Annotated in this window: 22 protein-coding genes; 14 read left to right on the forward strand and 8 right to left on the reverse strand. The window is 56.3% G+C overall.

The annotated features are described in order from the left end of the window. Positions 1-20: 20 nt before the first annotated feature. Positions 21-518: a tRNA (adenosine(37)-N6)-threonylcarbamoyltransferase complex ATPase subunit type 1 TsaE gene (gene tsaE, locus ACT3XD_RS00835; protein ID WP_192537103.1), complete on the reverse strand. Its 498-nt coding sequence runs from the start codon at positions 516-518 to the stop codon at positions 21-23. After that, positions 416-2023 (reverse strand): NAD(P)H-hydrate dehydratase, encoded by a 1608-nt coding sequence (locus tag ACT3XD_RS00840; RefSeq protein ID WP_318782736.1) that lies wholly within the window; start codon positions 2021-2023, stop codon positions 416-418. Before ACT3XD_RS00840 ends, tsaE begins: the two co-directional genes overlap by 103 nt. Positions 2024-2078: 55 nt before the next feature. Here ACT3XD_RS00840 and queG point away from each other — a divergent pair, with 55 nt between their 5' ends. After that, complete coding sequence (gene queG, locus ACT3XD_RS00845) at positions 2079-3212, forward strand: tRNA epoxyqueuosine(34) reductase QueG (protein ID WP_225736056.1); 1134 nt, start codon at positions 2079-2081, stop codon at positions 3210-3212. A 12-nt stretch (positions 3213-3224) separates the two neighbouring features. Here the strand turns inward: queG and orn are convergent, their stop codons facing one another. Next, positions 3225-3806, reverse strand: a complete 582-nt coding sequence (orn, locus tag ACT3XD_RS00850; protein ID WP_192537101.1) for an oligoribonuclease — start codon at positions 3804-3806, stop codon at positions 3225-3227. An 87-nt stretch (positions 3807-3893) separates the two neighbouring features. Here orn and rsgA point away from each other — a divergent pair, with 87 nt between their 5' ends. From rsgA to asd, 3 genes are read left to right on the forward strand one after another with little or no spacing between them, the layout of a single operon-like run. Next, entirely contained in the window at positions 3894-4913 is a 1020-nt protein-coding gene (gene rsgA, locus ACT3XD_RS00855) for a small ribosomal subunit biogenesis GTPase RsgA (RefSeq protein ID WP_192537099.1), read from the forward strand. Between the two features lie 18 nt (positions 4914-4931). Beyond that, a complete protein-coding gene (locus ACT3XD_RS00860) occupies positions 4932-5774 on the forward strand; it encodes a sulfurtransferase (RefSeq protein WP_192537098.1) in 843 nt (280 codons plus the stop codon). A 51-nt stretch (positions 5775-5825) separates the two neighbouring features. Further along, positions 5826-6692, forward strand: coding sequence for an archaetidylserine decarboxylase (gene asd, locus ACT3XD_RS00865; RefSeq protein WP_192537097.1), 867 nt, complete (start codon positions 5826-5828; stop codon positions 6690-6692). On the opposite strand, the gene ACT3XD_RS00870 is transcribed toward asd, so the two are convergent. Beyond that, a complete protein-coding gene (locus tag ACT3XD_RS00870) occupies positions 6684-7352 on the reverse strand; it encodes a TetR/AcrR family transcriptional regulator (RefSeq protein ID WP_192537096.1) in 669 nt (222 codons plus the stop codon). The genes asd and ACT3XD_RS00870 overlap by 9 nt on opposite strands. A gap of 172 nt (positions 7353-7524) precedes the next feature. On the opposite strand from ACT3XD_RS00870, the gene ACT3XD_RS00875 reads away from it, so the two are divergent. Beyond that, positions 7525-8736: an HlyD family secretion protein gene (locus ACT3XD_RS00875; protein ID WP_192537095.1), complete on the forward strand. Its 1212-nt coding sequence runs from the start codon at positions 7525-7527 to the stop codon at positions 8734-8736. After that, positions 8733-10283, forward strand: coding sequence for a DHA2 family efflux MFS transporter permease subunit (locus tag ACT3XD_RS00880; protein WP_192537094.1), 1551 nt, complete (start codon positions 8733-8735; stop codon positions 10281-10283). Before ACT3XD_RS00875 ends, ACT3XD_RS00880 begins: the two co-directional genes overlap by 4 nt. A gap of 20 nt (positions 10284-10303) precedes the next feature. Here the strand turns inward: ACT3XD_RS00880 and epmA are convergent, their stop codons facing one another. Further along, complete coding sequence (gene epmA / locus ACT3XD_RS00885; protein WP_192537093.1) at positions 10304-11284, reverse strand: EF-P lysine aminoacylase EpmA; 981 nt, start codon at positions 11282-11284, stop codon at positions 10304-10306. A 108-nt stretch (positions 11285-11392) separates the two neighbouring features. Further along, positions 11393-11959: an elongation factor P gene (efp, locus tag ACT3XD_RS00890; RefSeq protein ID WP_192537092.1), complete on the reverse strand. Its 567-nt coding sequence runs from the start codon at positions 11957-11959 to the stop codon at positions 11393-11395. Positions 11960-12098: 139 nt separating this feature from the next. On the opposite strand from efp, the gene epmB reads away from it, so the two are divergent. Then, the gene (gene epmB / locus ACT3XD_RS00895; protein WP_192537091.1) at positions 12099-13118 is read left to right on the forward strand and encodes an EF-P beta-lysylation protein EpmB; all 1020 of its coding nucleotides are present in this window, start codon (positions 12099-12101) and stop codon (positions 13116-13118) included. A gap of 48 nt (positions 13119-13166) precedes the next feature. Here the strand turns inward: epmB and ACT3XD_RS00900 are convergent, their stop codons facing one another. Beyond that, a complete protein-coding gene (locus ACT3XD_RS00900; RefSeq protein WP_192537090.1) occupies positions 13167-14180 on the reverse strand; it encodes a LacI family DNA-binding transcriptional regulator in 1014 nt (337 codons plus the stop codon). 110 nt (positions 14181-14290) lie between these two features. Here ACT3XD_RS00900 and ACT3XD_RS00905 point away from each other — a divergent pair, with 110 nt between their 5' ends. Genes ACT3XD_RS00905 through ACT3XD_RS00930 form a run of 6 tightly spaced genes read left to right on the forward strand, consistent with a single transcriptional unit; the run spans position 14291 to position 20077 of the window. After that, entirely contained in the window at positions 14291-15253 is a 963-nt protein-coding gene (locus ACT3XD_RS00905; protein WP_225736055.1) for a TRAP transporter substrate-binding protein, read from the forward strand. A 46-nt stretch (positions 15254-15299) separates the two neighbouring features. After that, on the forward strand, positions 15300-15800 hold the full coding sequence (locus tag ACT3XD_RS00910; RefSeq protein ID WP_192537089.1) for a TRAP transporter small permease: 501 nt from the start codon (positions 15300-15302) through the stop codon (positions 15798-15800). Further along, entirely contained in the window at positions 15791-17065 is a 1275-nt protein-coding gene (locus tag ACT3XD_RS00915; RefSeq protein ID WP_192537088.1) for a TRAP transporter large permease, read from the forward strand. Before ACT3XD_RS00910 ends, ACT3XD_RS00915 begins: the two co-directional genes overlap by 10 nt. An 8-nt stretch (positions 17066-17073) precedes the next feature. Next, positions 17074-17619 (forward strand): VOC family protein, encoded by a 546-nt coding sequence (locus tag ACT3XD_RS00920; protein ID WP_192537087.1) that lies wholly within the window; start codon positions 17074-17076, stop codon positions 17617-17619. Next, positions 17616-18863: a RuBisCO large subunit C-terminal-like domain-containing protein gene (locus ACT3XD_RS00925; protein WP_192537086.1), complete on the forward strand. Its 1248-nt coding sequence runs from the start codon at positions 17616-17618 to the stop codon at positions 18861-18863. The genes ACT3XD_RS00920 and ACT3XD_RS00925 overlap by 4 nt, the downstream gene beginning before the upstream one ends. A gap of 2 nt (positions 18864-18865) precedes the next feature. After that, the gene (locus ACT3XD_RS00930) at positions 18866-20077 is read left to right on the forward strand and encodes a four-carbon acid sugar kinase family protein (protein ID WP_192537085.1); all 1212 of its coding nucleotides are present in this window, start codon (positions 18866-18868) and stop codon (positions 20075-20077) included. Here ACT3XD_RS00930 and ACT3XD_RS00935 read toward each other — a convergent pair. After that, the gene (locus ACT3XD_RS00935; RefSeq protein WP_192537084.1) at positions 20028-21143 is read right to left on the reverse strand and encodes a hypothetical protein; all 1116 of its coding nucleotides are present in this window, start codon (positions 21141-21143) and stop codon (positions 20028-20030) included. The genes ACT3XD_RS00930 and ACT3XD_RS00935 overlap by 50 nt on opposite strands. A gap of 319 nt (positions 21144-21462) precedes the next feature. Between ACT3XD_RS00935 and ACT3XD_RS00940 the strand changes: the two genes are divergently transcribed. After that, the gene (locus tag ACT3XD_RS00940; protein WP_192537083.1) at positions 21463-21828 is read left to right on the forward strand and encodes a hypothetical protein; all 366 of its coding nucleotides are present in this window, start codon (positions 21463-21465) and stop codon (positions 21826-21828) included. Positions 21829-21836 lie beyond the last annotated feature (8 nt).

Consider the following 21836-nt stretch of genomic DNA (forward strand, 5'->3'; position numbering starts at 1 on the left):
AAAGCCGGTTTTTTTACTGCTTATGACCATGAAGGGGTACCGTCTTCTGACTGCTTGAACAACATAGTGGACTGCAGCCTGTTAAGGACGCGTTCGCCATGTTCATTGTAGGGAGTTAACGTAACCTGACGCCCCAGATCAGCTACCGCAAGCGACAAGCGAATATCAGGCGCGGGCAGCCAGCCTTCACCTCGGCTTGGCCATTCAATGATGCAGATGGCCTCGTCTGAAAGCACATCGCGACCGCCTATAAACTCAAGCTCTTCAGGGTCTGCCACACGATAGAGGTCCAGATGATAAATACGCTGTGCATCCAACTCATAAGGTTCGACCAGCGTATAGGTCGGGCTTTTTACCGCACCAAGATGGCCGTAGGCACGTAATATGCCACGCGTTAACGTCGTTTTACCGGCACCTAAGTCACCTTCCAGATAAATACGCCCACGCCCCTGCAAGGCGCGTCCCAGCGCCTCACCAAAGGCGACTTGTGCCTCTTCGTTATCCAATTGCACCTGCATGCGGGCTGCCTTTCCGGGTTGATCAATTCTCGCGCATAGAATGCCAGATCGCTTGCCAGCAAGCCACGTTCTCCTGACACCTTAGCGGCACGATCTGCAGCAAGGGCATGCACCAGCGTGCCAAGCCAGGCGCACTGTTCGACATCCCCACGTTGCGCCACCAACGCGCCCAGCATGCCGCTAAGCACATCGCCCATACCACCACTGGCCATGCCTGGGTTTCCGTATGGACATACTGCCAGCCCATAAGGACTGGCAATCAAGCTACCCGAGCCTTTTAAAATCACCACCCCACCGCGGGCTTTCTGCAATGCGCGCACTGCGGCAGGCCGATCCGCCTGAACATCCGCCGTGGAACAGCCCAGCAGGCGTGCGGCCTCACCGGGGTGCGGCGTCAATATCCAGTTGTCGCGGCGCTCCTCCGGCCAGTGGCTTGAGAGTAAGTTCAGCCCATCGGCATCAATCACTAGTGGCGCCTCAGAGGCCAACGCATACTGAAGCACCGCTTGCCCCCAGGCAGCCTGGCCTGTACCTGGCCCCACCACCATCACGTCAGCTTTCTGAGGCAGTTCATCCAAGTCGGCACCACCGCGCACGCCATGTGCCATGACTTCGGGACAGTTGATTAAACTGGCCGTGATGTGCTCCGGCGCCGTTGCCAGGCTCACTTTGCCAGCCCCCAGCCGCGCCGCCGCCCGAGAGGCTAATAACGCCGCGCCACCAAAACCGGGGGCACCGCCTAACACCAGCACATGGCCCATATCGCCTTTATGGCTGGTACGCGAGCGCGGCACAAAGGTCTCATTGAGCCACGCTTCATCCAACCGCCACGCAAAGGGCGGAATATCAACAAATGCCTGCGCCTTAACGCCTAAAGGGCGAAAATCGATTTCCCCCGTGTGGGCGGGAGCTTCTCCAGTATGCAGGCCCATCTTGTCGCCGATAAACGTTACCGTGCAGCTGGCCTGGACAGCTTCGCCCAGCACTGCCCCGGTATCGGCCGCAAGCCCAGAAGGAATATCAATCGCCATTACGGGACGCTTGGCCGCATTAATCGCTTTAATCGCCTGCCTGGCTGGTCCCGTGATTTCTCCGTTTACACCGATACCTAACAGGGCATCGATAATCACCTCGCCGGTAAAAACACACTCTGCCTGCCACTCTTCACAGCCGACGCCAGCTGAGGTGGCAAGTTCCGCTGCCCGAGCAGCATCGCCCGCCAATGCATCCAGCGGCTTAAGCGTAATACGCTGGACTTTAAGGCCAGACTGAATGGCCAACGCCGCCAGCACGTGACCATCCCCGCCATTATTACCGCCGCCACACAGCACCGTTAAACTACGCACCTGGGGCCAGCGCGCCCGAAAACTATGCCAGGCACTCGATGCAGCTCGCTGCATGAGGGCGAAGCCTTCGATGCCCCCGGCAATGGTGCGACGGTCCAGTTCACGGACTTGCTCTGCGGTAAATAATGGGCGTAGTGTGGAAGCACTCAAGGTAAGCACAATCTCTCCTTTCGCATGTTGTGATGGCGGTCAATGCGTTAGCATAGCGCGACTAATGCTCGACCGTAGACTGATGATGCCCTCTTCCACTGCTTCTGCACTTTCTCATCATGAGCTGGCACGCCTTGCCGACCTCATCAAAACCTGGGGCCGCGAACTTGGCTTTCAGCAAGTAGGTATTACCGATACGCAGCTCGATGCCCACGAGCAGCATCTCAACGCGTGGCTGGACAAAGGTTACCACGGTGAAATGGGCTTTATGGATAAGCACGGCACCAAACGTACTCGCCCGGCTGAACTTGAACCGGGTACACGGCGGGTGATCAGTGTCCGCATGGACTATTTGCCCCCGGAAGTCGAAACCACCCGGCTGCTTGGCCAGCCCAGCAAAGCCTATGTATCACGCTACGCACTGGGCCGCGATTATCATAAGCTGATACGCAAGCGCCTGGCCCAGCTGGGTAAAAAAATCGAGCAGGAAGTAGGTCCCTTCGGCTACCGCGCGTTTGTGGATTCCGCCCCGGTGATGGAGCGTGCCCTGGCACAAAAAGCGGGCCTGGGCTGGTTTGGCAAAAACGCCATGCTCTTAAACCCCAAAGCGGGTTCGCTGTTTTTTCTGGGCGAGCTTTATACCGACCTGCCCCTGCCCGTTGACCCGCCCTATGAACGGGAGCACTGCGGCAGCTGCGACGCCTGCCAGACGGCGTGCCCGACCGGTGCGATTGTCGATGACAAGGTGATTGATTCGCGCAAGTGCATCTCTTATTTGACCATTGAGCTGCACGGCGCGATTCCGGTGGAGTTTCGCCGCGCCATGGGTAACCGAGTGTATGGCTGCGACGACTGCCAGCTAGTTTGTCCTTTTACACGCTTCACGCGGATAAGCAACGAGCAGGACTTTGCACCCCGCCACGATCTCGACCGCGCGTCACTGCTCAACCTATTTGCCTGGGGCGAAGAGGAGTTTCTGGATAAAACCGCTGGCAGTCCCATTCGGCGTATCGGCTATGAGCGCTGGCTGCGTAATATCGCCATTGGCCTTGGCAATGCCCCCTGGAACGAAGCCGTTGAGGCCGCACTTTGGGCACGCCGGGCTTACCCCAGCGCCCTGGTACGTGAGCATGTCGCCTGGGCGCTTGACGAGCAGCGCCTCAAGCGTGAAGCAGTTATTGCCACTAGCGCGCCTTAACGCTGCCGAGGCTTACTCTTCTTCGTCATGCTCGCCGGCTACGCGCAAGAAGGTATTGCGGTAGTGGGCAAGCTCGGCAATCGACTCTTTAATATCATCCATCGCCAGGTGAACGTTGCGCTTGCTAAAACCAGCAAGCGCACCTGGGTTCCAACGCTTGGCGAGCTCCTTAACGCTTGAAACATCCAGGTTGCGGTAGTGGAAGAAACTCCACAGTGCGGGCATTTCGCGCTCTAGAAAGCGTCTGTCCTGATGAATACTGTTGCCGCACATCGGTGAGCTACCGGGCGTTACGTATTGGCGTAAAAATTCCAGCGTTTGCTGCTCCGCACTGGCCGTATCGACGTTACTTGCCTTGATACGCGCGACCAGCCCCGATTCCCCATGGGTTTTCTGGTTCCAGTCATCCATACTGGCGAGCAGGCTGTCCGACTGCTTCACCGCAATGACCGGGCCTTCGGCCACGACGTTTAAATCTGCATCGGTAATTAACGTGGCGACCTCAATAATGCGCTCTTTATTCGGATCCAGGCCGGTCATCTCAAGGTCAATCCATACCAGCAGATCGCTGCGCGGTGCGGTAGTGTCGTTCATGCTTTTCTCCAAGATAGCCGACGGGTCGAGTTACCCGGCGTCAGTTAACAGGTACAATAAGTCTATTGTACCGAGCATCGGGTGGTCATGAGCAAACGTAAATTAAGCCGTCAACAGCAATGGCGGGTCGACAAGATCCAGGCCGAACGTGCCCAACGCGCTGAAAAGCGTGAAGTGCAGGATACGGATAAACTCGCCGCCGGAGAATACGGCGCCGAACAACCAGGCCGCGTAATGGCCCATTTTGGACGCACGCTGGAAGTACGCAACGCCGATGGCACCCCCGTACGCTGCCACCTACGCGCTAATCTGGAAGGCCTGGTAACCGGCGACCGAGTGATCTGGCGCGCAGGCCAAGACGGTTCAGGCGTTGTAGTAGCACGCGAAGAGCGTGACAGCGTCCTTAAACGCCCTGACGCCCGCGGGCTTTTAAAGCCGGTTGCCGCAAATATTGATCAGATACTGATTGTCTTCGCCGTGGAGCCTGCGCCGCACCCTAACCTCATCGACCGCTATCTAGTCGCCGCCGAAGCGACCGATATCGCGCCTGTGCTTGTGCTTAACAAAATCGATCTGCTTCCGGAAGACGGCGGAGAGTTAAGCAAACTGCTTGAGCGCTATCACAGCCTGGGCTATCCGGTGGTGCGTACCACCACGGCCAATGAAGCAGGGCTTGAACCTTTACGCCAACAGCTTGAAGGCCGCACATCGGTTTTCGTTGGCCAAAGCGGCGTGGGTAAATCCTCCTTGATCGATCTGCTGCTACCCGATGAATCGCTGCGTATCGGCGCGCTTTCCGAAGATTCGCGTAAGGGCACGCACACCACAACGACAGCCCGGCTTTACACCATGAACCGTGACGAGGTCACCGATGGTGAGCTGATCGATTCCCCCGGTATTCGTGAGTTCGGCTTGATCCACTTGACCGAGCAGGATGTGACCGACGGCTTTATTGAGTTTCATCCCTTTATTGGACATTGCCGCTTCCGCGATTGCCGGCACCGGGCGGAACCCGGCTGCGCTTTACTTGAAGCGGTTGAGGCAGGCAAGATTCATCCAGAACGTTTTGCCAGCTATCGACGCATTCTCGATAGCCTAGATGCCTGAATTTTATAGGAGCCGTCCATGAGCACCGAGCACCCGTCATCAGAATCAAATTTTCTGCCACTCATTGTTGAACCCGAGCAGCTCAAGTCCCATCTAGACAGCCCTGAACTGCTGATTATCGATGTCCCGGTCAACCCGGACAGCTACCGCCAGGGGCATGTACCTGGGGCTGTATATCTCGATTTCCGCTATTTGATGCGTGGCGAAGGGCCAGTGCCCAATGACGTTCCCAGCGTCGAGTTTTTATCCCAGCTGTTCAGCGCACTCGGCCTTACGCGCGATACCCATGTCGTGGCGTATGATGATGAAGGCGGCGGCTGGGCTGCGCGCCTTTTATGGACATTGGAGTTGATTGGGCACACCCGTTACTCTTATTTAAACGGCGGCATTCACGCCTGGCGCGATGCAGGCATGCCCGAAAGCACCGAGCAAACACTCCCTTCGCCTAGTGAATACCATGCGCAGGTTTTAAACCCGCAGGCGCTCATTACCTGTGATGAGATTAAAGCCAAGCTGGGTGACAAGCAGTTTGCGATTTGGGATGCCCGCTCCAAAGGCGAATATGACGGCGAGAAAGGCAATAATAAGCATCTTGGTCATATTCCAGGCGCGGTAAATATGGATTGGCTTAATGCCATGGACCGCACTCGTGCTTTGCGTATTCGCGACTATGCCGAGCTTATCACCGAGCTTGGCGCCATGGGCCTGACGCCAGATATGGAAGTGGCCACCCACTGCCAGAGCCACCACCGCAGCAGCTTTACCTGGCTGGTGGGTAAAGCACTAGGATTTAATATACGCGGCTATGCGGGCTCTTGGGGTGAATGGGGTAACCGCGACGATACGCCGATTGAAAAGTAACGTGGCCGGCCGTGCTGGTCCTACGTTTAACCACTGCTAAAAGTAATTAATGTGACGCTATCTCAAAAAGCTTTTTCGTTACTCCAGTACCCGCTTCCGCATCACGCCCTCTCGCGCCTGACCGGCAAATTTGCGCAAAGCGAGGTGCCGTGGCTGAAAAACGCGCTGATTAAAGCGTTTATCAAACGATTTAACGTCGACATGAGCCAAGCGCTTGAACCGGACCCGACGGCCTATGCCAATTTTAACGCGTTCTTTACCCGCGTTTTACAAATCGATGCCCGCCCGCTGGGTGAAGGTCTACTAAGCCCGACCGACGGCTCGCTTTCGCGCCATGGCCGCCTGCAGGAGGGCCAGCTGGTTCAAGCCAAGGGTCATACCTATTCAGCGCAAACGTTGCTGGGTGGGGATGCGGCGCTGGCAGAGGAATTTATGGGTGGGAGTTTTGCGACCGTCTATCTTTCGCCACGTGATTATCACCGCGTACATATGCCGATGACCGGCACGCTGCGCGAGATGATCTATGTGCCTGGACGTATCTTCTCGGTCAATAAAGCCACCGCAAGCTACGTGCCGAACCTGTTTGCACGCAATGAACGCCTGGTGTGCATTTTTGATTCCGAGCACGGCGCGTTTGCCATGGTGCTGGTCGGCGCAATGGTGGTTGCCGCCATTGAAACCGTGTGGTCTGGGCAGGTAACGCCGCTGGCGGGCGTGCCCCAACGCACGCGCTTTGACAATAAGATCACCCTTGAGCGCGGCGAGGAAATGGGGCTATTTAAACTCGGCTCTACCGTGGTGATGTGCTTTGCCAACCCGGTCGCGTTTGCCGATTATCCGCCGGAAACCATGGTGAGTATGGGCCAAACGCTAGGCGATTTTGCAAGCCAGCCGATACAGCGCCAAGCCTTAGTTTGAAGATGCCGCTACCCCAGCAAGAAAGATCGTCAAGCAGCGTTTCGCCCGCGCGTTGCACTGCGCCTCGTCAAGCTGCAGGTCACGGCCAAGCAAAGCATCGATATGCCATTCGCCTATCAGCATCCCCATGAAAATCCCGGCGGCCTCGCGTGGGTCTTCAATATCCAGACGGCCGCTGACAACCTGATCACTGAGATAGTTGGCGAGCGCCTGGCGGGTCTGATCAGGCCCCCGGGTCAGAAACAGCTCGCCAAGCTCAGGGGACCGCTCAGCCTCGAACGCCAGTCCGCGCACTAACCGTATCACGCTCGGGTTAAATATCAGCATCAACATACGCCGCCCTAATTCGTACAACACCTGCTCAGGGGCCTGACGGTCCCGCCGCCCTTCTTCGAGTACTGCCCATGCCGCGCCGATATGGCGCTCCATCGCCGCCGTAAATAGCCCCTCTTTATTGCCGAACTGCTTGTATAACGTCGCAAGCGACCCGCCGGCACGTGCCACTACCTCGTTGACGCTGGCGCCCGCATAGCCCTGCTCAAGAAAAACATCCCGAGCTGCGTCCAGCAGGCGCTCACGCCGCGCTATCCCGCGTGCAGTCAACGTAGCGCCTTCATTCTCAGGCCGTTCAGCGGTAGTAGAAGACCCTAATCGAGACATTCTTACTCCTATTCAAACCGTTTACTGACATATAGCTGTTTGACGTCAGCATCGTTTCAATTTTTACATATAGCGTGCTAACAAAGTAGCCATGTAGTGTAGCATTCATTACACTATAGAGCTTCTTTCCCGATGACCGTTCAACGGGATGACATGCGTTGAGGAGTTGGCCATGCGCTCAAATGGCAAGCAAAGCGAAACCCCGGATACACATCAAAGCGATACGCCAGTTGCACCCGCCAATAGCCACTCCAGCGGCAAACCCAAGCGCAAGATTCTGGCGGTGCTGGTGGGCGTTATCGCGTTGGCGGGGATTATCTGGTGGGGCGTAGGCTGGTGGCAAGTCGGACGCTTTATGGAAGAGACCGACAATGCCTATGTGCGCACCGACAGCGTGGCTGTGCGCGCCGAGCTTTCTGCGCGCGTCGCACTCGTTGCGGTGAACGACAATCAGACGGTTAAGCAAGGTGACCTACTGGTGCGCCTGGACGATGAAAGCTACCGCGACCAGGTGGCGCAAGCCGAGGCCCAGCAAGCGGTGGCGGCAGCCTCGATTGTCCAGTCGCGTCGCCAGGTGGAGCTTCAGCAGGCAGCCATCGATCAGGCGACAACCCAGGTCGATGCTGCCCAGGCCGATGTTGACCGAGCGCGCCAGCACCTTGAGCGCTCGTCGTCACTGGCGGCCAACAACTACGGCTCGCGCCAGCAGCGTGAGGATGATCAAACCGCGCAGCGCGTCGCTGAGGCCAATCTGGCCAGCAGCCAGGCAGCCGTTGTCTCGGCCAGACGCCAACTGGCCGTGGCAGAGAGCGATGTGATCCGCGCCGAAGCTAACCTGGACGCCGCGAGTGCCGATCTTGCCTACACTCGCCATCAGCTCGACAAAACGCGCATTCTTGCGCCACGTGATGGAGTGGTCGGCAACCTTCGAGTCGAAGTTGGCACTGTCGCGCAGCCGTCGTTAACGCTGTTGCAATTGGTGCCCATCGAGTCGGCCTACGTAGCAGCCAACTTCAAAGAGACCCAGCTTGAGCGAATTCGCATCGGGCAATCCGTTACGGTTCACCTGGATGCGTATCCTAATATCACCTTTGAAGGCATCGTTGACAGCCTGTCACCGGCGACAGGCACCGAGTTCAGCCTGCTGCCCCAGGACAACGCCACCGGCAACTTCAACAAAATCGTTCAGCGCGTACCGGTCAAGATCCGAATTACAGCCCCACAAGAAGCGCTGCATCTACTGCGCGCCGGACTTTCGGCGCTTCCTGAAATCGATACGCGAGAACTTGAGCCTAAGCTTGAACCTGAGCCACCGCGGGAAAATAGCGCACGGCTTGCCCACTCAAACGCCGCTAACGCTTCCCAGCAACAGCCCCAGCTATGAGCGAGGCAGCCGCAAGCCCAGTGTTGGGCGCCAGCGACATGCCACCCTGGCGGCAGCGAATTGGCTTTATCGCTGCCGTGTTTGGCATGTTCATGGCCATTTTGGACATTCAAATTGTCGCCAGCTCGCTTAACGAGATCCAATCGGGGCTTTCGGCCAGCGAAGACCAGATATCCTGGGTACAGACTTCCTACCTGATTGCGGAGATCGTGATGATTCCGCTCTCGGGCATGCTGATGCGCATTCTCTCCACGCGGGTCGCCTTTACCCTTTCCTGCGCGGGTTTTACGTTGGCAAGCCTTGGCTGCGCGCTGGCCACATCCATTGAGCAGCTGATCGTACTGCGCGCCATTCAGGGCTTCATGGGCGGGGCGATGATTCCGATCACCCAGGCGGTCAGCTTTTCGATCTTTCCCCGGCGGGTGATGGGCAGCGTTCAGGCGGTGATCGGCATGGTCGTTACCATGGCACCTTCGATTGGTCCGACCGTGGGTGGCTACATTACCGAAACCCAGAGCTGGCACTGGTTGTTTTTGGCCAACGTGATTCCCGGCATCCTGGTGTGCTGGGCGGCATGGACGTTTCTGGATATCGATAAACCCAATCACGCCATCGCACGCAGGCTGGATCTTGTCGGCCTGGCCCTTATCGCGGTATTTCTGGGAACGCTTGAGTTCGTGCTTGAGGAAGGCCCGGGCGATGACTGGTTCGCCAGCCGCCAGATCACCCTGTTTAGCCTGGTCTGTTTAGTCGCGGGCATCTGGTTTTTTGTGCGTACACTGCGCAGCGATCATCCCATCGTCGATCTGCGCGCTTTCGCCAACCGCAACTTTGCTATCGGCGCGGGGATGGGCTTTATCATAGGCATTGCCCTGTATGGGCTGGTTTACATCATGCCGCTTTTCTTTGGCTACGTGCGTGGCTACTCCAGCCTGCAAATCGGCCAGGTGATGTTCGTGACCGGACTTACCATGTTCCTATGCGCCCCCATCGTCGGCCAAGCCTCCAACCGTCTGGATCTGCGCGTATTGCTGTTTTTGGGCCTGCTGCTAGTCGGCGTAGGCACCATGATGAACGCCAACCTCACGGTAGAGTCAGGGTTCTGGCAGTTCTGCGTGCCACAAATCGTGCGGGGCATGGGTCTTATCATGTGCATCATACCGGCATCGCGGATCGCTCTCGGCACCCTGCCCCCCAGCGAAGTGGGTAACGCCAGCGGGCTATTTAACGTGATGCGTAACCTGGGCGGCGCCATGGGTCTGGCACTGCTCGACACCGTGCGTGATATCCGCGAGGACTTTCACTGGAACCAGCTAATTCCGGCTATCGATACTGGGCGCGATGTGGTGGGGGCGGAGATCGCCAAGTATGAGGCCATGCTGAGCGGCACGGTACCCGATGCCTACCACGCCGCCGTGGGGTTACTTACGCAGCGGGTTTCACAGCAGGCCCAGGTGCTGGCTTTCAATGACATCTTTACCTGGCTGGGCCTGATTTATATCGCTACGGTGCCACTGGTGTTTTTACTCAAACGCCTCAAGGCTTAGCGAGTAGCTAGGCCAAAAATTCAACAGTTGGGCGTGGCGAACGCCAGCACGTCTTCCAGGCGTGCTTTACCCAGCGCTAGCTGAATCAGGCGGTCAATACCCAGCGCGACGCCCGCGCCTTCCGGCATGCCGTGCTCAAGTGCGGCAAGCAAATGCCCATCAATATCGACCTCAGGCAGGCCCAGGCGACGCCGTTCGGCGTTGTCTTCATTAAAGCGCGCCCGCTGCTCGGCGGCATCGGTCAGTTCATGATAACCATTGGCCAGCTCAATACCGTTCAGGTAAAGCTCAAAGCGCGACGCCACCCACTCACCGTCGGCGTCTTGATGACGGCGCGCCAGTGCTGCTTGACTCGCGGGATACTCCAGCACCACACTTAATTCGTTCTGGCCCAGCTGCGGCTCAATCACCATGCTCATCAGCAAATCAAGGCAGGTATCGCGACCTTCTTTGGCCAATGCCCCGGCGGGCATCTGCCCCCGCTCTGAAGCCAGCGCACGCAGCTTTTCAAGCGAGGTGGTAAACGGGTCGACCGCCAGATAGGTGTGAAACAACTCACGATACCGGTAGTGCACTACCGGCCCGGCAAACGAAGGCAAAAGGGTCATCACCAGATTCGTCGTCTCACCGATCAGCTCGCCCAGCGCGAATCCCGGGCGATACCACTCGAGCATGGTGAATTCAATATTGTGCCGGGAGCCGACTTCACCATCACGAAAGCTTCGCGCCAGCTGGTAAATAGGCCCACTGCCTGCAGCCAGCAACCGCTTCATGTGAAATTCAGGCGAAGTTTGCAGCCATAAACGGCGCAGGCCTTTATCGGTGCGCGCCTGAGTAACCAGCGACACCAGATGCACGTCGGTGCTTCCCCCCTGCCCAAGCACGGGGGTTTCCACTTCCAGAACGTCACGCTTTGCAAAAAAAGCCCGCACGTTTGCCAGCAGGCGGGCACGCTCACGCAGCGTGGCAATGTCTGCACTGGGTTGCCAGTCAATGGCCATTACCGCCCCTTAAATAAAATAAAAGCCACGCAATCGCGTGGCAATACGGTAGTACACGAGCCATTTAGCGCGTAGTTATACTCAACTACGCACTGATTTGGCTGTGTGTTAAGCGCGAGACACGTACTCGCCGGAGCGGGTATCGATTTTCAACACTTCACCCTGGTTAATAAACAGCGGGACACGTACAACGGCACCCGAAGACAGGGTTGCCGGCTTAGAGCCGCCCTGCGCCGTGTCGCCTTTAAGGCCAGGATCAGTCTCGACAACTTCAAGTTCAATGAAGTTGGGCGGAGTGACGGAGATCGCCTTGTCATTCCACAGCGTAATCGTATAGGGCACCTGCTCTTTGAGCCATTTTGCGGTATCACCCAAGGCTTTCTTTTCAACGGCATACTGTTCGAAAGAGCCATCGGTTTTCATGAAGTGCCACATGTCACCGTCGGAATAGAGATATTCCATCTCCAGATCCATGACATCAGCGCCTTCCAGCGAATCACCGGATTTAAAGGTACGCTCGCCTACACGGCCGGTCATCAGGTTACGCAGCTTAACGCGGTTGAACGCCTGGCCCTTGCCGGGCTTGACCAATTCATTCTCGACGATCGAGCAAGGATCGCCGTCGAGCATTACTTTTAAACCGCCTTTGAATTCATTGGTAGAATAGTTAGCCATGTTGCCTCTCAGTGATCTATTTCAGTTAGCTATTACAGTTAGCGATGCATGGCAGCATACTTCGCCGCAGCGTGGATAGCATCGTCAAATAAGTGCGCGCATGATAACCCGAAGGAGGGCCTTTTTGCAGGAGAACATTATGATCGTTGCCTCGGATAAGCACGAGCGATTCAACGAAGCCCCAAGCCCGACGTGGCAACGGCAGCTTTCAAGTGCCATTCGCGACCCGCATGAGCTCTGCCAACGCCTTGGGTTAAGCGAGGCGTGGCTGCCTGGCGCTCGTAAGGGGCATCAACTCTTTGAAGTGTGCGTGCCCGACGCTTACCTTTCAAGAATCGCCCATGCCACGCCGGACGATCCCTTACTCCGCCAGGTGTTGCCGCTGGGTGATGAGGCCGTGTCAGCCATAGGCTATGTCACCGACCCGCTGGAAGAGGCCGAGCATCGACCCGCCCGCGGCCTGATTCACAAGTACGCAGGCCGGGTGCTGCTGATCGCGAGTCCCAACTGCGCGATTAACTGCCGCTACTGTTTCCGCCGCCATTTTCCGTATAGCGATAACTCGCCTTCACGCGCCGAGTGGCAGGACGCGCTGCAATATCTTCGTGATGCCCCCTCCATCCATGAGGCGATTCTCTCGGGTGGCGACCCGCTGGCAGCTAACGACCGTCAACTCGCCTGGCTGGTGGGTGAGCTGGAAAAAATACCCCACCTTAAGCGCTTGCGTATTCATACGCGATTACCGGTGGTGATACCTGACCGGGTGGATAGTGCACTGCTTGACTGGCTGGGCACCACGCGCCTGCAAAAAGTCATGGTGCTGCATATCAACCACGCCAATGAGATCGATCAAGCGGTTATTGATGCCTGCACCCGACTAAAAGCAGCAGGTGTCACGCTTCTCAATCAAAGCGTGCTGCTACGCGGTATTAACGACGAGGTCGAAACGCTGGCAACGCTTTCCGAGCGGCTGTTTGAGGCGGGTGTACTGCCCTACTACCTGCATGTTCTAGACCCGGTTCAGGGAGCGGCGCACTTTGATGTGCCGGATGACGAAGCGCGCACAATCGTCACTCAGCTGCGTGAGCACTTACCCGGCTTTTTAATGCCCCGGCTAGTGCGCGAAGTGCCCGGGGAGGCTAGTAAAACACCGCTTTAAAAGCGCAACTGGCTGATTGAACATTTTGAAGACCTTCTATTGCACAAGCTAAGAATTTGCGATGGGAAGGTTTTCAGAAAAGTAGATTTCCATCGAGACAGCGCCGCTATCCGTTTTTTCACCACTTGCTACTTCAATGGCCCGGGCATAGATGGCGCTCGGGTTCTGGGTAATGACCATATCCATTACGCCCTCGACCAGCATGCTGCGAGTATCGGGGGTTAGCCTATGCCCTATAAAGCATATCTCTTCGCGCTTTGATTCATGCAGCGCTCGACCAATTCCATCAGATGAGCCGCCGACATTATAGATCCCGACAATATCCGGATGCTGCTCTAATAAGCGGCACGTGTTGTGGTAGTTTTCGTCCCGGTTATCGTGGCCTTCCTGAGGTCCAATCACCGTTAAATGAGGAAAGCTCTCCTCAATCAGCGCCAAAAATCCCATCTCCCTTTCCATATGCGCGCGATAAGCGCGGCTCGCCGCCACAAGCGCCAACTTACCTTGAGGGGCACGGCAGAAGCGTCCCATTACTTTGGCGGCGGTACGTCCTGCGGCAAAGTTATCAATCCCGATATAGGCATGCCGGTTCGAGGTGGGCAGGTCAGAGATAATGGTAACGACGCGTTTTCCGGCATTCACCAGCTCATCGATCACCTGACGCACTTTGGGATGCTCAATGGCCATGAAAATCACCGCATCAGAAGTCTTGCCGTAGCGCCGCAAGGCCTGAACCAACGCCTCTGGATTGAAGCTTTCGATGAAGTGGCTGCGCACTTTAAGGGGCGCCAAGGCTCTTACATAGGTATTTAGCCCGGTGAGATACGGATTGGTCCCCTGCGGCAATAAAAACACAACTTTTGAAAAAACTGGCCCCAGGCGGGCTTTAACCTCCTCTTCGCCTAAATAGCCCACTTTAACCGCCGCTTCCAGCACGCGATGAAGCGTAACGTTGCGCACGCCGGGCCGCCTGTTCAGCACGCGATCCACGGTTGCCGTAGAGACGCCGGCCGCCATCGCAATGTCGGGTATCAAGGGACGCTTTACATCAAAAACCATCATGAATTCCTCATTGCTTAAAAGAGCACCCCTGCCCTAGCCTATTGGTTAGTAGCAGGTGGAAAACACTTGGCTACAAAACAATAAAAAACAATCATGCCTGGAGAATAACAATGCTAGTTAAACTAGTTCGTAATAGCCATCTCGCTTTAATAGCCGGCGCCTTCGCGCTAAGTGCAACAAGCGTGACCGCACAGGAAGTCACTCTTCGCTACGGGCACATGCATACGCCCAACTCCATTGCGGGTATGCAGGCCGAATGGCTAGCGGACGCCATTGAAGAAAAAACGGGCGGCGATGTGGCCGTTGAGATCTACCCCAACTCTCAGCTAGGCCGCCTGCAGGAACTCGCCGAAGCGGTTTCCACAGGCTCCATTGCGCTTTCCCACAATACCGCGGGGGCTATTGGCTCTCTCTACGCTCCGTTCGCCGCCTTTGATACGCCCTACCTTTATCGCGATGTTGATCATCTGATGAAGGTGATGGATGTCGATTCTCCGGTGATGAGCACGCTGAACGAAGAACTGGCTGACGCTTCAGGCGTACGCTTGCTGTATGCCTTCTACTTTGGCACCCGGCATCTTACGGCCAACCAGGAGATCCATACGCCTGACGACTTAGCCGGTGTCAAAATTCGCTCGATTCCGTTCCCCATCTATATGGCGACCGTTGAAGGAATGGGCGCTATTCCGGTGCCGGTGGATTGGTCAGAAGTACCCACGGCACTCGCAACCGGCGTGGTTGAAGGCCAGGAAAACCCGGTCAACGTGGTGGTCAGCGCCAAACTCAACGAAGTACAAAGCCACATGATGCTAACGGGCCACATCAGTGCCGCACAGGTTATCGTCATTAACGATGATACCTGGCAGTCCTTATCCTCCGAGCATCAAGCGGCTATCGCTGAAGCGGCGCTGGAAGTACGCGAACGTGCTACCACCGCCATGCTGGAAGCAGAAGCCAATGACCTTGCGCAACTTGCCGAGGCAGGTAATGCAGATTATTGGCCCGGAAGAAGGCTTGGATGTAGATGCCTTTCGTACCCGTGTGCAAGCGCGAATTACCGAAGAGTTCGATAGCCAATACGGCGATCTCTATCAACTCATCAACGAAACGCGTTAAGCCATGAACGGTCAAGAACCCCTATTAGGGCGAAGCCTTAGCCGGCTGTCCGAGATTTGTGTGGGTATTGCGATGCTATTGCTGGTGATCATCACCGTATTGGTCGTCGCTCAGGTACTCGCCAGAAATCTATTCAGTATTGGGCTGCCATGGGCGGATGAAGCCTCACGGTTTGCGGGTATTTCCATGGTGTACCTTGCGACCCCTTATCTGCTGTTCCACGGCCAGCATGTCGCAGTTACCATGCTGGCGGATGCGCTATCCGGCGTTAAGCGCACCCTGTGTTTAGCGATAGCGGAACTCGCAACGTTAGGCTTTTGCGCCCTGACACTTTACGGATTTTATCGCTTCCTGGTGCGTGCGGGGCGCTTTTCCTCGCCCGCCATGGGGATTCCCAATTTGTGGCTATACATGCCAGCGCTTATCAGCATCGGGTTGCTTGCGTTGATCTCACTCTATCGCCTGGGGCGGATGATGCAGCGGAGGGCTTTAGTATGTCCTTAACGCTACTGCTCATCTTTGCGGGAAGCTTGCTGATTGGTGCACCGGTCGCGGTTAGCCTGGGTCTATCAGCGGGGCTGGTGATTTTTTTCTACGACCTGCCGTTCACGGTCATGGCGCAGCGCGCCATTAATACGCTGGACAGTACGCCACTGTTGGCGGTGCCGCTTTTCATACTCGCAGCGTCATTGCTGGGCGCCACCGGGGTCACCACGCATCTGTTTGAACTGATGCGCATGGTGGTTGGGCGCATTCGCGGCGGTATGGCGCACGTTAATGTGCTTACTAGCTTGATCTTTTCCGGCATGTCCGGCGCAGCATTAGCCGATATCGGGGCATTGGGCGGGATTCAAATTCGTCAGATGGAGCAACAGGGCTACACCAAGCGCTTTGCAGCCGGTCTTACGATTGCCGCGGCGACGATTGGGCCGATCTTTCCTCCGTCGATTCCCCTGATCATCTTTGCCACGGCGGCTGAAGTTTCCACCATTCGTGCGCTGTTGGCGGGCGTCGTCCCTGCGCTCGTAGTGGCAGCGGCGTTAATGATACAAGTCGCGGTCATGGCAAGACGCTCTCAACTGCCGCGTGATGGTGTACAGCCAAGCTTTGCCGCCTTTCGTAGAAAAACGCTGATTTCTCTGCCTGCCTTACTCGCCCCGGTGCTGTTAGTCGGCGGGATGGTCAGCGGTTACTTCGGGCCAACGGAAGCGGCGGGCATGACCACTGCCTATGCCATTCTGATTGGGGTGGTTATTTATCGCACTTTAACCGTTCGTTCTTTTCTGACCTGCACCCGGGAAACCGTGTTATCGACCGCCAACGTGCTTTTTGTTGTCGCCTCCGCGGCCTTGTTTGCCTGGGTACTCACCATGGATCGTGTTCCAGCCCATGCAGGTGAGTGGTTACTGAACGTGTCGGATAATCCGCTCGTTCTTCTGCTTCTCCTGAATCTGCTTTTACTGGTTGTGGGCATGTTCCTGGAAGCTATCGTCGCGATCCTTATCATCGCCCCGATTGTGACACCCGCCTTGCTGCAAGCAGGTGTACCCCCGGAACAGCTAGGCGTGGTGTTCGTACTCAACCTGATGCTTGGACTGCTGACCCCGCCGGTGGGCATGAGTCTTTACATGGTATCAATCGTTACCAAGATGCCGCTTTCCTCGATTATTCGCGGTGTAGCCCCCTTCTATCTTTCCCTTTTTGCAGCCTTGGCGTTGGTCACTTTGGTGCCCTCTTTGTCCACCTGGTTGCCTAACCTTGTTATGTAGGAAGTGTCATGAGCCAATATCTTGGAGCTATTCGTCAATTAGGTTATGTGGTCAACGATATCGAAGCGGCCATGGAGTACTGGAACAAAGTGATGGGCGTGGGGCCTTTTTTCTACAACCCGCGCGTACCTATCGAGAACTATACGTATGACGGCAAGCAATATGACGTGCATAACTCGGTGGCCCTGGCTAACTCAGGCTTCATTCAGGTTGAGCTGATCCAAACGCGTAACGATGCCCCCTCCATGTACCGTGATTTTCTACAAGCGGGCAATACAGGGTTACAGCATGTCGCCTTTTGGACAGAAGACTATGACACCGACCTTGCCGCCATGCAGGCCAGGGGCTATCACGTCAAAATGAGCGGTGAAGTGGGTACCAATGGGCGTTTTGCGTATTTCGACCGTGAGTACCATCCGGGCACCGTTATTGAGCTTTCCGAGGTACTGGGTCCTAAAGGCAAAATGTTCCGCATGATCCGCGAAGCGTCCGAAAACTGGGACGGAAAAGATCCCGTGCGTCCTTTCCCGAACCTGAAAGAGGCAGAAGCATGATTCGCGCTGCCTATCAGATCGAGACGCCGCTTGATCCATCGCTCGTAGCAGAGATGATGGCCGGTGAGCAAAGCTCAGGCACCTTCGTCAAAGTAAAGGGCGAGACCCAAGCCATCAGAGAGCGCTTTGGTGCCAGAGTCACCCATTTAGAAATACTCGAAGAGCTGGATTCACCCAGTCTTTACAGCGCCTATCTGGAGCGCAAGGGTGTTAAAGGCCCGTGGAAAAAGGTGGCGGTGGAGATTGAATATCCTGAAGACAACGTCGGGGTTAATCTTCCGAATCTTGCCGCAACCGTTGCCGGGAACCTTTTCGACTTAGGCGAGCTTACCGGCTTACGTTTGATGGCGCTGCAGCTGCGCCCGGAATATCGCGACCGTTACTCGCTGCCGACTCACGGTATTGCCGGTACGCGCAGTACAACAGGCGTGGCAAATCGCCCCCTGTTTGGGACTATTTTAAAGCCTAATATCGGTATGAGCCCCACTGAAACCGCCGACCTTGTCGAGCAGCTTTGCGAGGCTGGTGTTGACTTCATCAAAGATGACGAAATCGCAGGCAATCACCCGTATGCGCCGGTAGAAGAGCGTGTCAGCGCGGTGATGCAGCGTATCAGGCAATTTAGAGAGCGTACCGGCCGCAACGTCATGGTCGCGTTCAATATCACCGACGAGCTGGATGCCATGCGCCGCCACGCCGACCATGTTCAGGCCGAAGGCGGCAGCTGCGTAATGGCGAGCCTTAACTGGTGTGGGCTTTCCGCGCTGCAAAGCCTGCGCGCCTCAACGCCGCTCGCCATTCACGGCCACCGTAACGGGTTTGGCGCCTTCGCACGCCATCCTGCTTTAGGCATTGATTTTTCCGCCTATCAAACGCTTTACCGCCTGGCGGGCATTGACCACATGCACGTCCATGGCATGGGCGGAAAATTTGCCGATCAAACCGATGAAGTAGCCCACGCCGCCAAGCTTTCGCTCACCGCGCTAGGCGATACGGATGATCGCGTGATGCCGGTGTTTTCCTCTGGTCAGTGGGCAGGCACCCTGCCACTCACCTGCACTAAAATCCAAAGCGCTGACTTTATGTTTTTAGCCGGCGGCGGCATCCTGGCGCATCCTGACGGCGTGGCTGCGGGTGTGGCAAGTCTTCAGGAGGCCTGGCAAAGCATTGAAGCAGGTACGCCGCTTGAGTGCGCCAATCGCCCGGCGCTTGCCAGGGCGCTCGACTTCTTCGGTGAGCGCTAGGCATGCGCTATATATTTGTCGCGGATGACTTTACCGGCGCGTCCGACACCCTGGCGACGCTGCGGCGCGCCGGATTAAAGGCGCGGCTCTATCTGACGGCTCCCTCCTGCGAAGAAGTCGCCGACCTTGATGCGTTTGGTATCGCAACGGCGGCACGCAGTATGGATCAACAAGCCCTAGCCACAGAAATGCAGCGTATCGGCCATCAGCTATTGCCGCATCAACCGGATATTCTGCATCTAAAGGTTTGCTCCACCTTTGATAGCAGCCCAGACACGGGCAATATTGCGACCGCCGTTACCGCGCTTTCTGCACAGCTAAAACCGGCCACCACCTTGATTGTGGGCGGCCAACCCAGCCTTGGGCGTTACTGCGTGTTTGGCAATCTGTTTGCTAAAAGTGCTGATGGGCAGATATATCGCATCGACCGTCATCCGGTCATGCAGCAACACCCGGTAACACCCATGCTGGAAGCTGACCTGCGCCGACACTTTAGCGCTATGGGCCTTGCCAACATTAATCTTCTGGATAGGATCACACTGCATACTGACGCCGCCGCCCCCAGCGCCCCAGTGCTGTGTGATGCGCTTGATAACCACGATCTCAAGCGTATTGGCGAACGCTTTCGCCACGCTTTGAAGCCACAGCTGTGGGTTGGCGCCAGCAGCGTGGTGGAAGCGCTTTATCCCAACGCTCACACTATCGAACCACCCAGCAGCCTGCCCGGCCCGCTTCTCGTCTTTGCGGGCAGTCGCTCTTCTGTCACGGCCGCTCAAGTGGCAGCCACTAGCCGCATGGTCAAAGTGACGATTTCGGCCCGCCAGCTGGCCACCCACTCACACGCCGAGTATGAGCAGATTTTGCGCCACCTGCGCGAAGGCAAAGCAACCCTTGCTGTATTAGATGAAGATACAACACATGGTCTTACGGCACTGGAAATCGCCCAGCATTGCGCCAAGCTGATCGCTTCACTCATTCACTCCAATAGTATCGGTACGCTGCTTGTTGCCGGGGGTGACACCTCAAGCCTGGCCATCCACCAACTGCGGCCTCAAAGCATTGACTATCTCGGCCCGCTCGAGGCAGGTGTGTCGGTTTGTGGGGCAAATTTTGCCGATGGTCATCAGCTACCGGTGATTATGAAGGGCGGCCAAATGGGTTCAGTTACGCTTTTTGATAGCGTTTGCGCGCTAACCTGCCACAACGATAAATAAGCGGCATCAATAGCCATAAAACAGGTACCAGCAGCCAGCGCCAGACAAAACGTGCGATCAGTAGAAACGGCAGCAACACCAGCAGCCAGATAACGAATTGCCCCAGCCACACCGGCAAGCCAAGCCATTTCGCTACATTGGCGCCCAGTGCGCTTACCAGCGACGGGTGGCGAACCACTACATAAGCCGTGGTGGCAACCGCCACCACCTTGGCCATACGCGACAGGCTGGCAAAACGCCCACTGCCTGCCACGATGCCCGAACGTAATCCAGTGCGTGCTCCCTGGGCTTCAATACTGCCTACCCGTGCACCTCGTGCGATGCGCCCTGCCCGCAGCACCTTAACGGTACTCGCCATCAGTAAAAGATCGACACCGGCCCAGCCCACGTCCGCGGCACCAATCGCTGCATCGCGACGCCACTGGTTTTCCAGATTGCGAATACCGCTGGTAAAGAAATCGCTGAGGCCTGCCACAACACGCTCACTTTGCAGCCAGTGCACATCGCCCTCGCGATCCACCACAAACTGGTTGAGCAAGCCATGACCTTCAGTATCCAGCAGGGCAATACCCATTTGGCCTCGCCGGTACGGGCTCCACTCGGCTATGTCTGTTGGGCCGCCTTGCTCCTGCACATCTTCAGTTTCCTCACTCCACCAACGGCTCAGCTGCTGATAATGCTCACCCACCCAGTGCTGAGCACGCAGCGTGGCAATATCGTTATCTCGATAGTAAATGATCGGCAACACGGCATCGGGACCAAAACGCACCAGCACCTGCTGAAACTCAGGCAATGCGGCATACTCGCGTAACGCTACACGGGCGATATCGCCGTAGCGCAGGATGGCCAAATGGGCGCTCATCCAGAGCGCCTGATCTTCAGCGTAATGGAGAAAAATGGCGTTGAGTTCAGCCGACTCCTGAGCCAGCGAAGCTTCAATGGCGGGCAATGTTCGCTGCGCTTCAAGTCGCACGAGGCGTGGCTCAAAAGCTTCGCTGGAGGCCAGCGCCGCCAGCCCACCCGCCAAAACGGTCGCTATCGCTAGCATCGTTAACCAGAGTCGCATGCCTTACTTTCTCCCTGTGCGCGCTCCCGCGTCATTATTAAAAACGCTGCTGCGTTAACTCACCTAAAACACAACCTTAGCAATCACACCACTAACTTCTTTTTAACCGAGATATCTTAAACAAAACGTCAAGTATGGGTGCTGAGCGATTGGCTATAAAGCCAGGCTATTAGCTATAAATAATGCTCTAGCCAGCAAATTACTCTCTATTGCTTTATCCAGCTCGAAAAAACATATTTTTCTGCTAATGTTAATAGGCTAACTATTTTTCTTAGTATTTGTTTCGTTTTAATATTTTCCACCTGGAGACAAGAACGCCATGTCGCAATCACTCAGGGCTAAGCTAGGCGCTTTTGTGCTATTGGCCGCCTCTGTTATCGGGCTTATTACCGCACTTTATGCCTACTTCACTCCACTGACAGGTGTTACCGGATCGCTCGGCGCGCTCGTGGTTATCGCGGCCTGTATCGTGCTGATTATTTTGGCGCTTATGCTGGCGACGCTTCAAGGCCGTGGCGCCCGTATTGCTCTGCGCGTGTTAATCCTGATAGGCCTTGCCGGTACATGCTTTGCCGGATTGCTGCTGCATCAGTGGTGGCTTTGCGTTGCCATGGTACTTGGCTTGATCGGATTGATCATCGATCTTTGCCGCCCGGCTCACAATACCCGTCCCACTCATTTATAAGGAGCCGT

The sequence above is a fragment of the Halomonas sp. AOP7-B1-5 genome, from assembly GCF_052353045.1.
In the GTDB taxonomy this organism is placed as follows: Bacteria; Pseudomonadota; Gammaproteobacteria; order Pseudomonadales; family Halomonadaceae; genus Vreelandella; species Vreelandella colorata.

What these genes read in the sequence shown, in the direction of transcription:
- ACT3XD_RS00905 (WP_225736055.1), top strand. Translation starts at nt 14,291, where the DNA reads ATGCTAGTTAAACTAGTTCGTAATAGCCATCTCGCTTTAATAGCCGGC.
- orn (WP_192537101.1), bottom strand. Translation starts at nt 3,806, where the DNA reads ATGAACGACACTACCGCACCGCGCAGCGATCTGCTGGTATGGATTGAC.
- ACT3XD_RS00880 (WP_192537094.1), top strand. Translation starts at nt 8,733, where the DNA reads ATGAGCGAGGCAGCCGCAAGCCCAGTGTTGGGCGCCAGCGACATGCCA.
- ACT3XD_RS00875 (WP_192537095.1), top strand. Translation starts at nt 7,525, where the DNA reads ATGCGCTCAAATGGCAAGCAAAGCGAAACCCCGGATACACATCAAAGC.
- ACT3XD_RS00915 (WP_192537088.1), top strand. Translation starts at nt 15,791, where the DNA reads ATGTCCTTAACGCTACTGCTCATCTTTGCGGGAAGCTTGCTGATTGGT.
- epmA (WP_192537093.1), bottom strand. Translation starts at nt 11,284, where the DNA reads ATGGCCATTGACTGGCAACCCAGTGCAGACATTGCCACGCTGCGTGAG.
- ACT3XD_RS00860 (WP_192537098.1), top strand. Translation starts at nt 4,932, where the DNA reads ATGAGCACCGAGCACCCGTCATCAGAATCAAATTTTCTGCCACTCATT.
- ACT3XD_RS00870 (WP_192537096.1), bottom strand. Translation starts at nt 7,352, where the DNA reads ATGTCTCGATTAGGGTCTTCTACTACCGCTGAACGGCCTGAGAATGAA.
- epmB (WP_192537091.1), top strand. Translation starts at nt 12,099, where the DNA reads ATGATCGTTGCCTCGGATAAGCACGAGCGATTCAACGAAGCCCCAAGC.
- queG (WP_225736056.1), top strand. Translation starts at nt 2,079, where the DNA reads ATGCTCGACCGTAGACTGATGATGCCCTCTTCCACTGCTTCTGCACTT.
- ACT3XD_RS00935 (WP_192537084.1), bottom strand. Translation starts at nt 21,143, where the DNA reads ATGCGACTCTGGTTAACGATGCTAGCGATAGCGACCGTTTTGGCGGGT.
- ACT3XD_RS00940 (WP_192537083.1), top strand. Translation starts at nt 21,463, where the DNA reads ATGTCGCAATCACTCAGGGCTAAGCTAGGCGCTTTTGTGCTATTGGCC.
- tsaE (WP_192537103.1), bottom strand. Translation starts at nt 518, where the DNA reads ATGCAGGTGCAATTGGATAACGAAGAGGCACAAGTCGCCTTTGGTGAG.
- ACT3XD_RS00910 (WP_192537089.1), top strand. Translation starts at nt 15,300, where the DNA reads ATGAACGGTCAAGAACCCCTATTAGGGCGAAGCCTTAGCCGGCTGTCC.
- rsgA (WP_192537099.1), top strand. Translation starts at nt 3,894, where the DNA reads ATGAGCAAACGTAAATTAAGCCGTCAACAGCAATGGCGGGTCGACAAG.
- ACT3XD_RS00930 (WP_192537085.1), top strand. Translation starts at nt 18,866, where the DNA reads ATGCGCTATATATTTGTCGCGGATGACTTTACCGGCGCGTCCGACACC.
- ACT3XD_RS00900 (WP_192537090.1), bottom strand. Translation starts at nt 14,180, where the DNA reads ATGATGGTTTTTGATGTAAAGCGTCCCTTGATACCCGACATTGCGATG.
- ACT3XD_RS00920 (WP_192537087.1), top strand. Translation starts at nt 17,074, where the DNA reads ATGAGCCAATATCTTGGAGCTATTCGTCAATTAGGTTATGTGGTCAAC.
- ACT3XD_RS00925 (WP_192537086.1), top strand. Translation starts at nt 17,616, where the DNA reads ATGATTCGCGCTGCCTATCAGATCGAGACGCCGCTTGATCCATCGCTC.
- efp (WP_192537092.1), bottom strand. Translation starts at nt 11,959, where the DNA reads ATGGCTAACTATTCTACCAATGAATTCAAAGGCGGTTTAAAAGTAATG.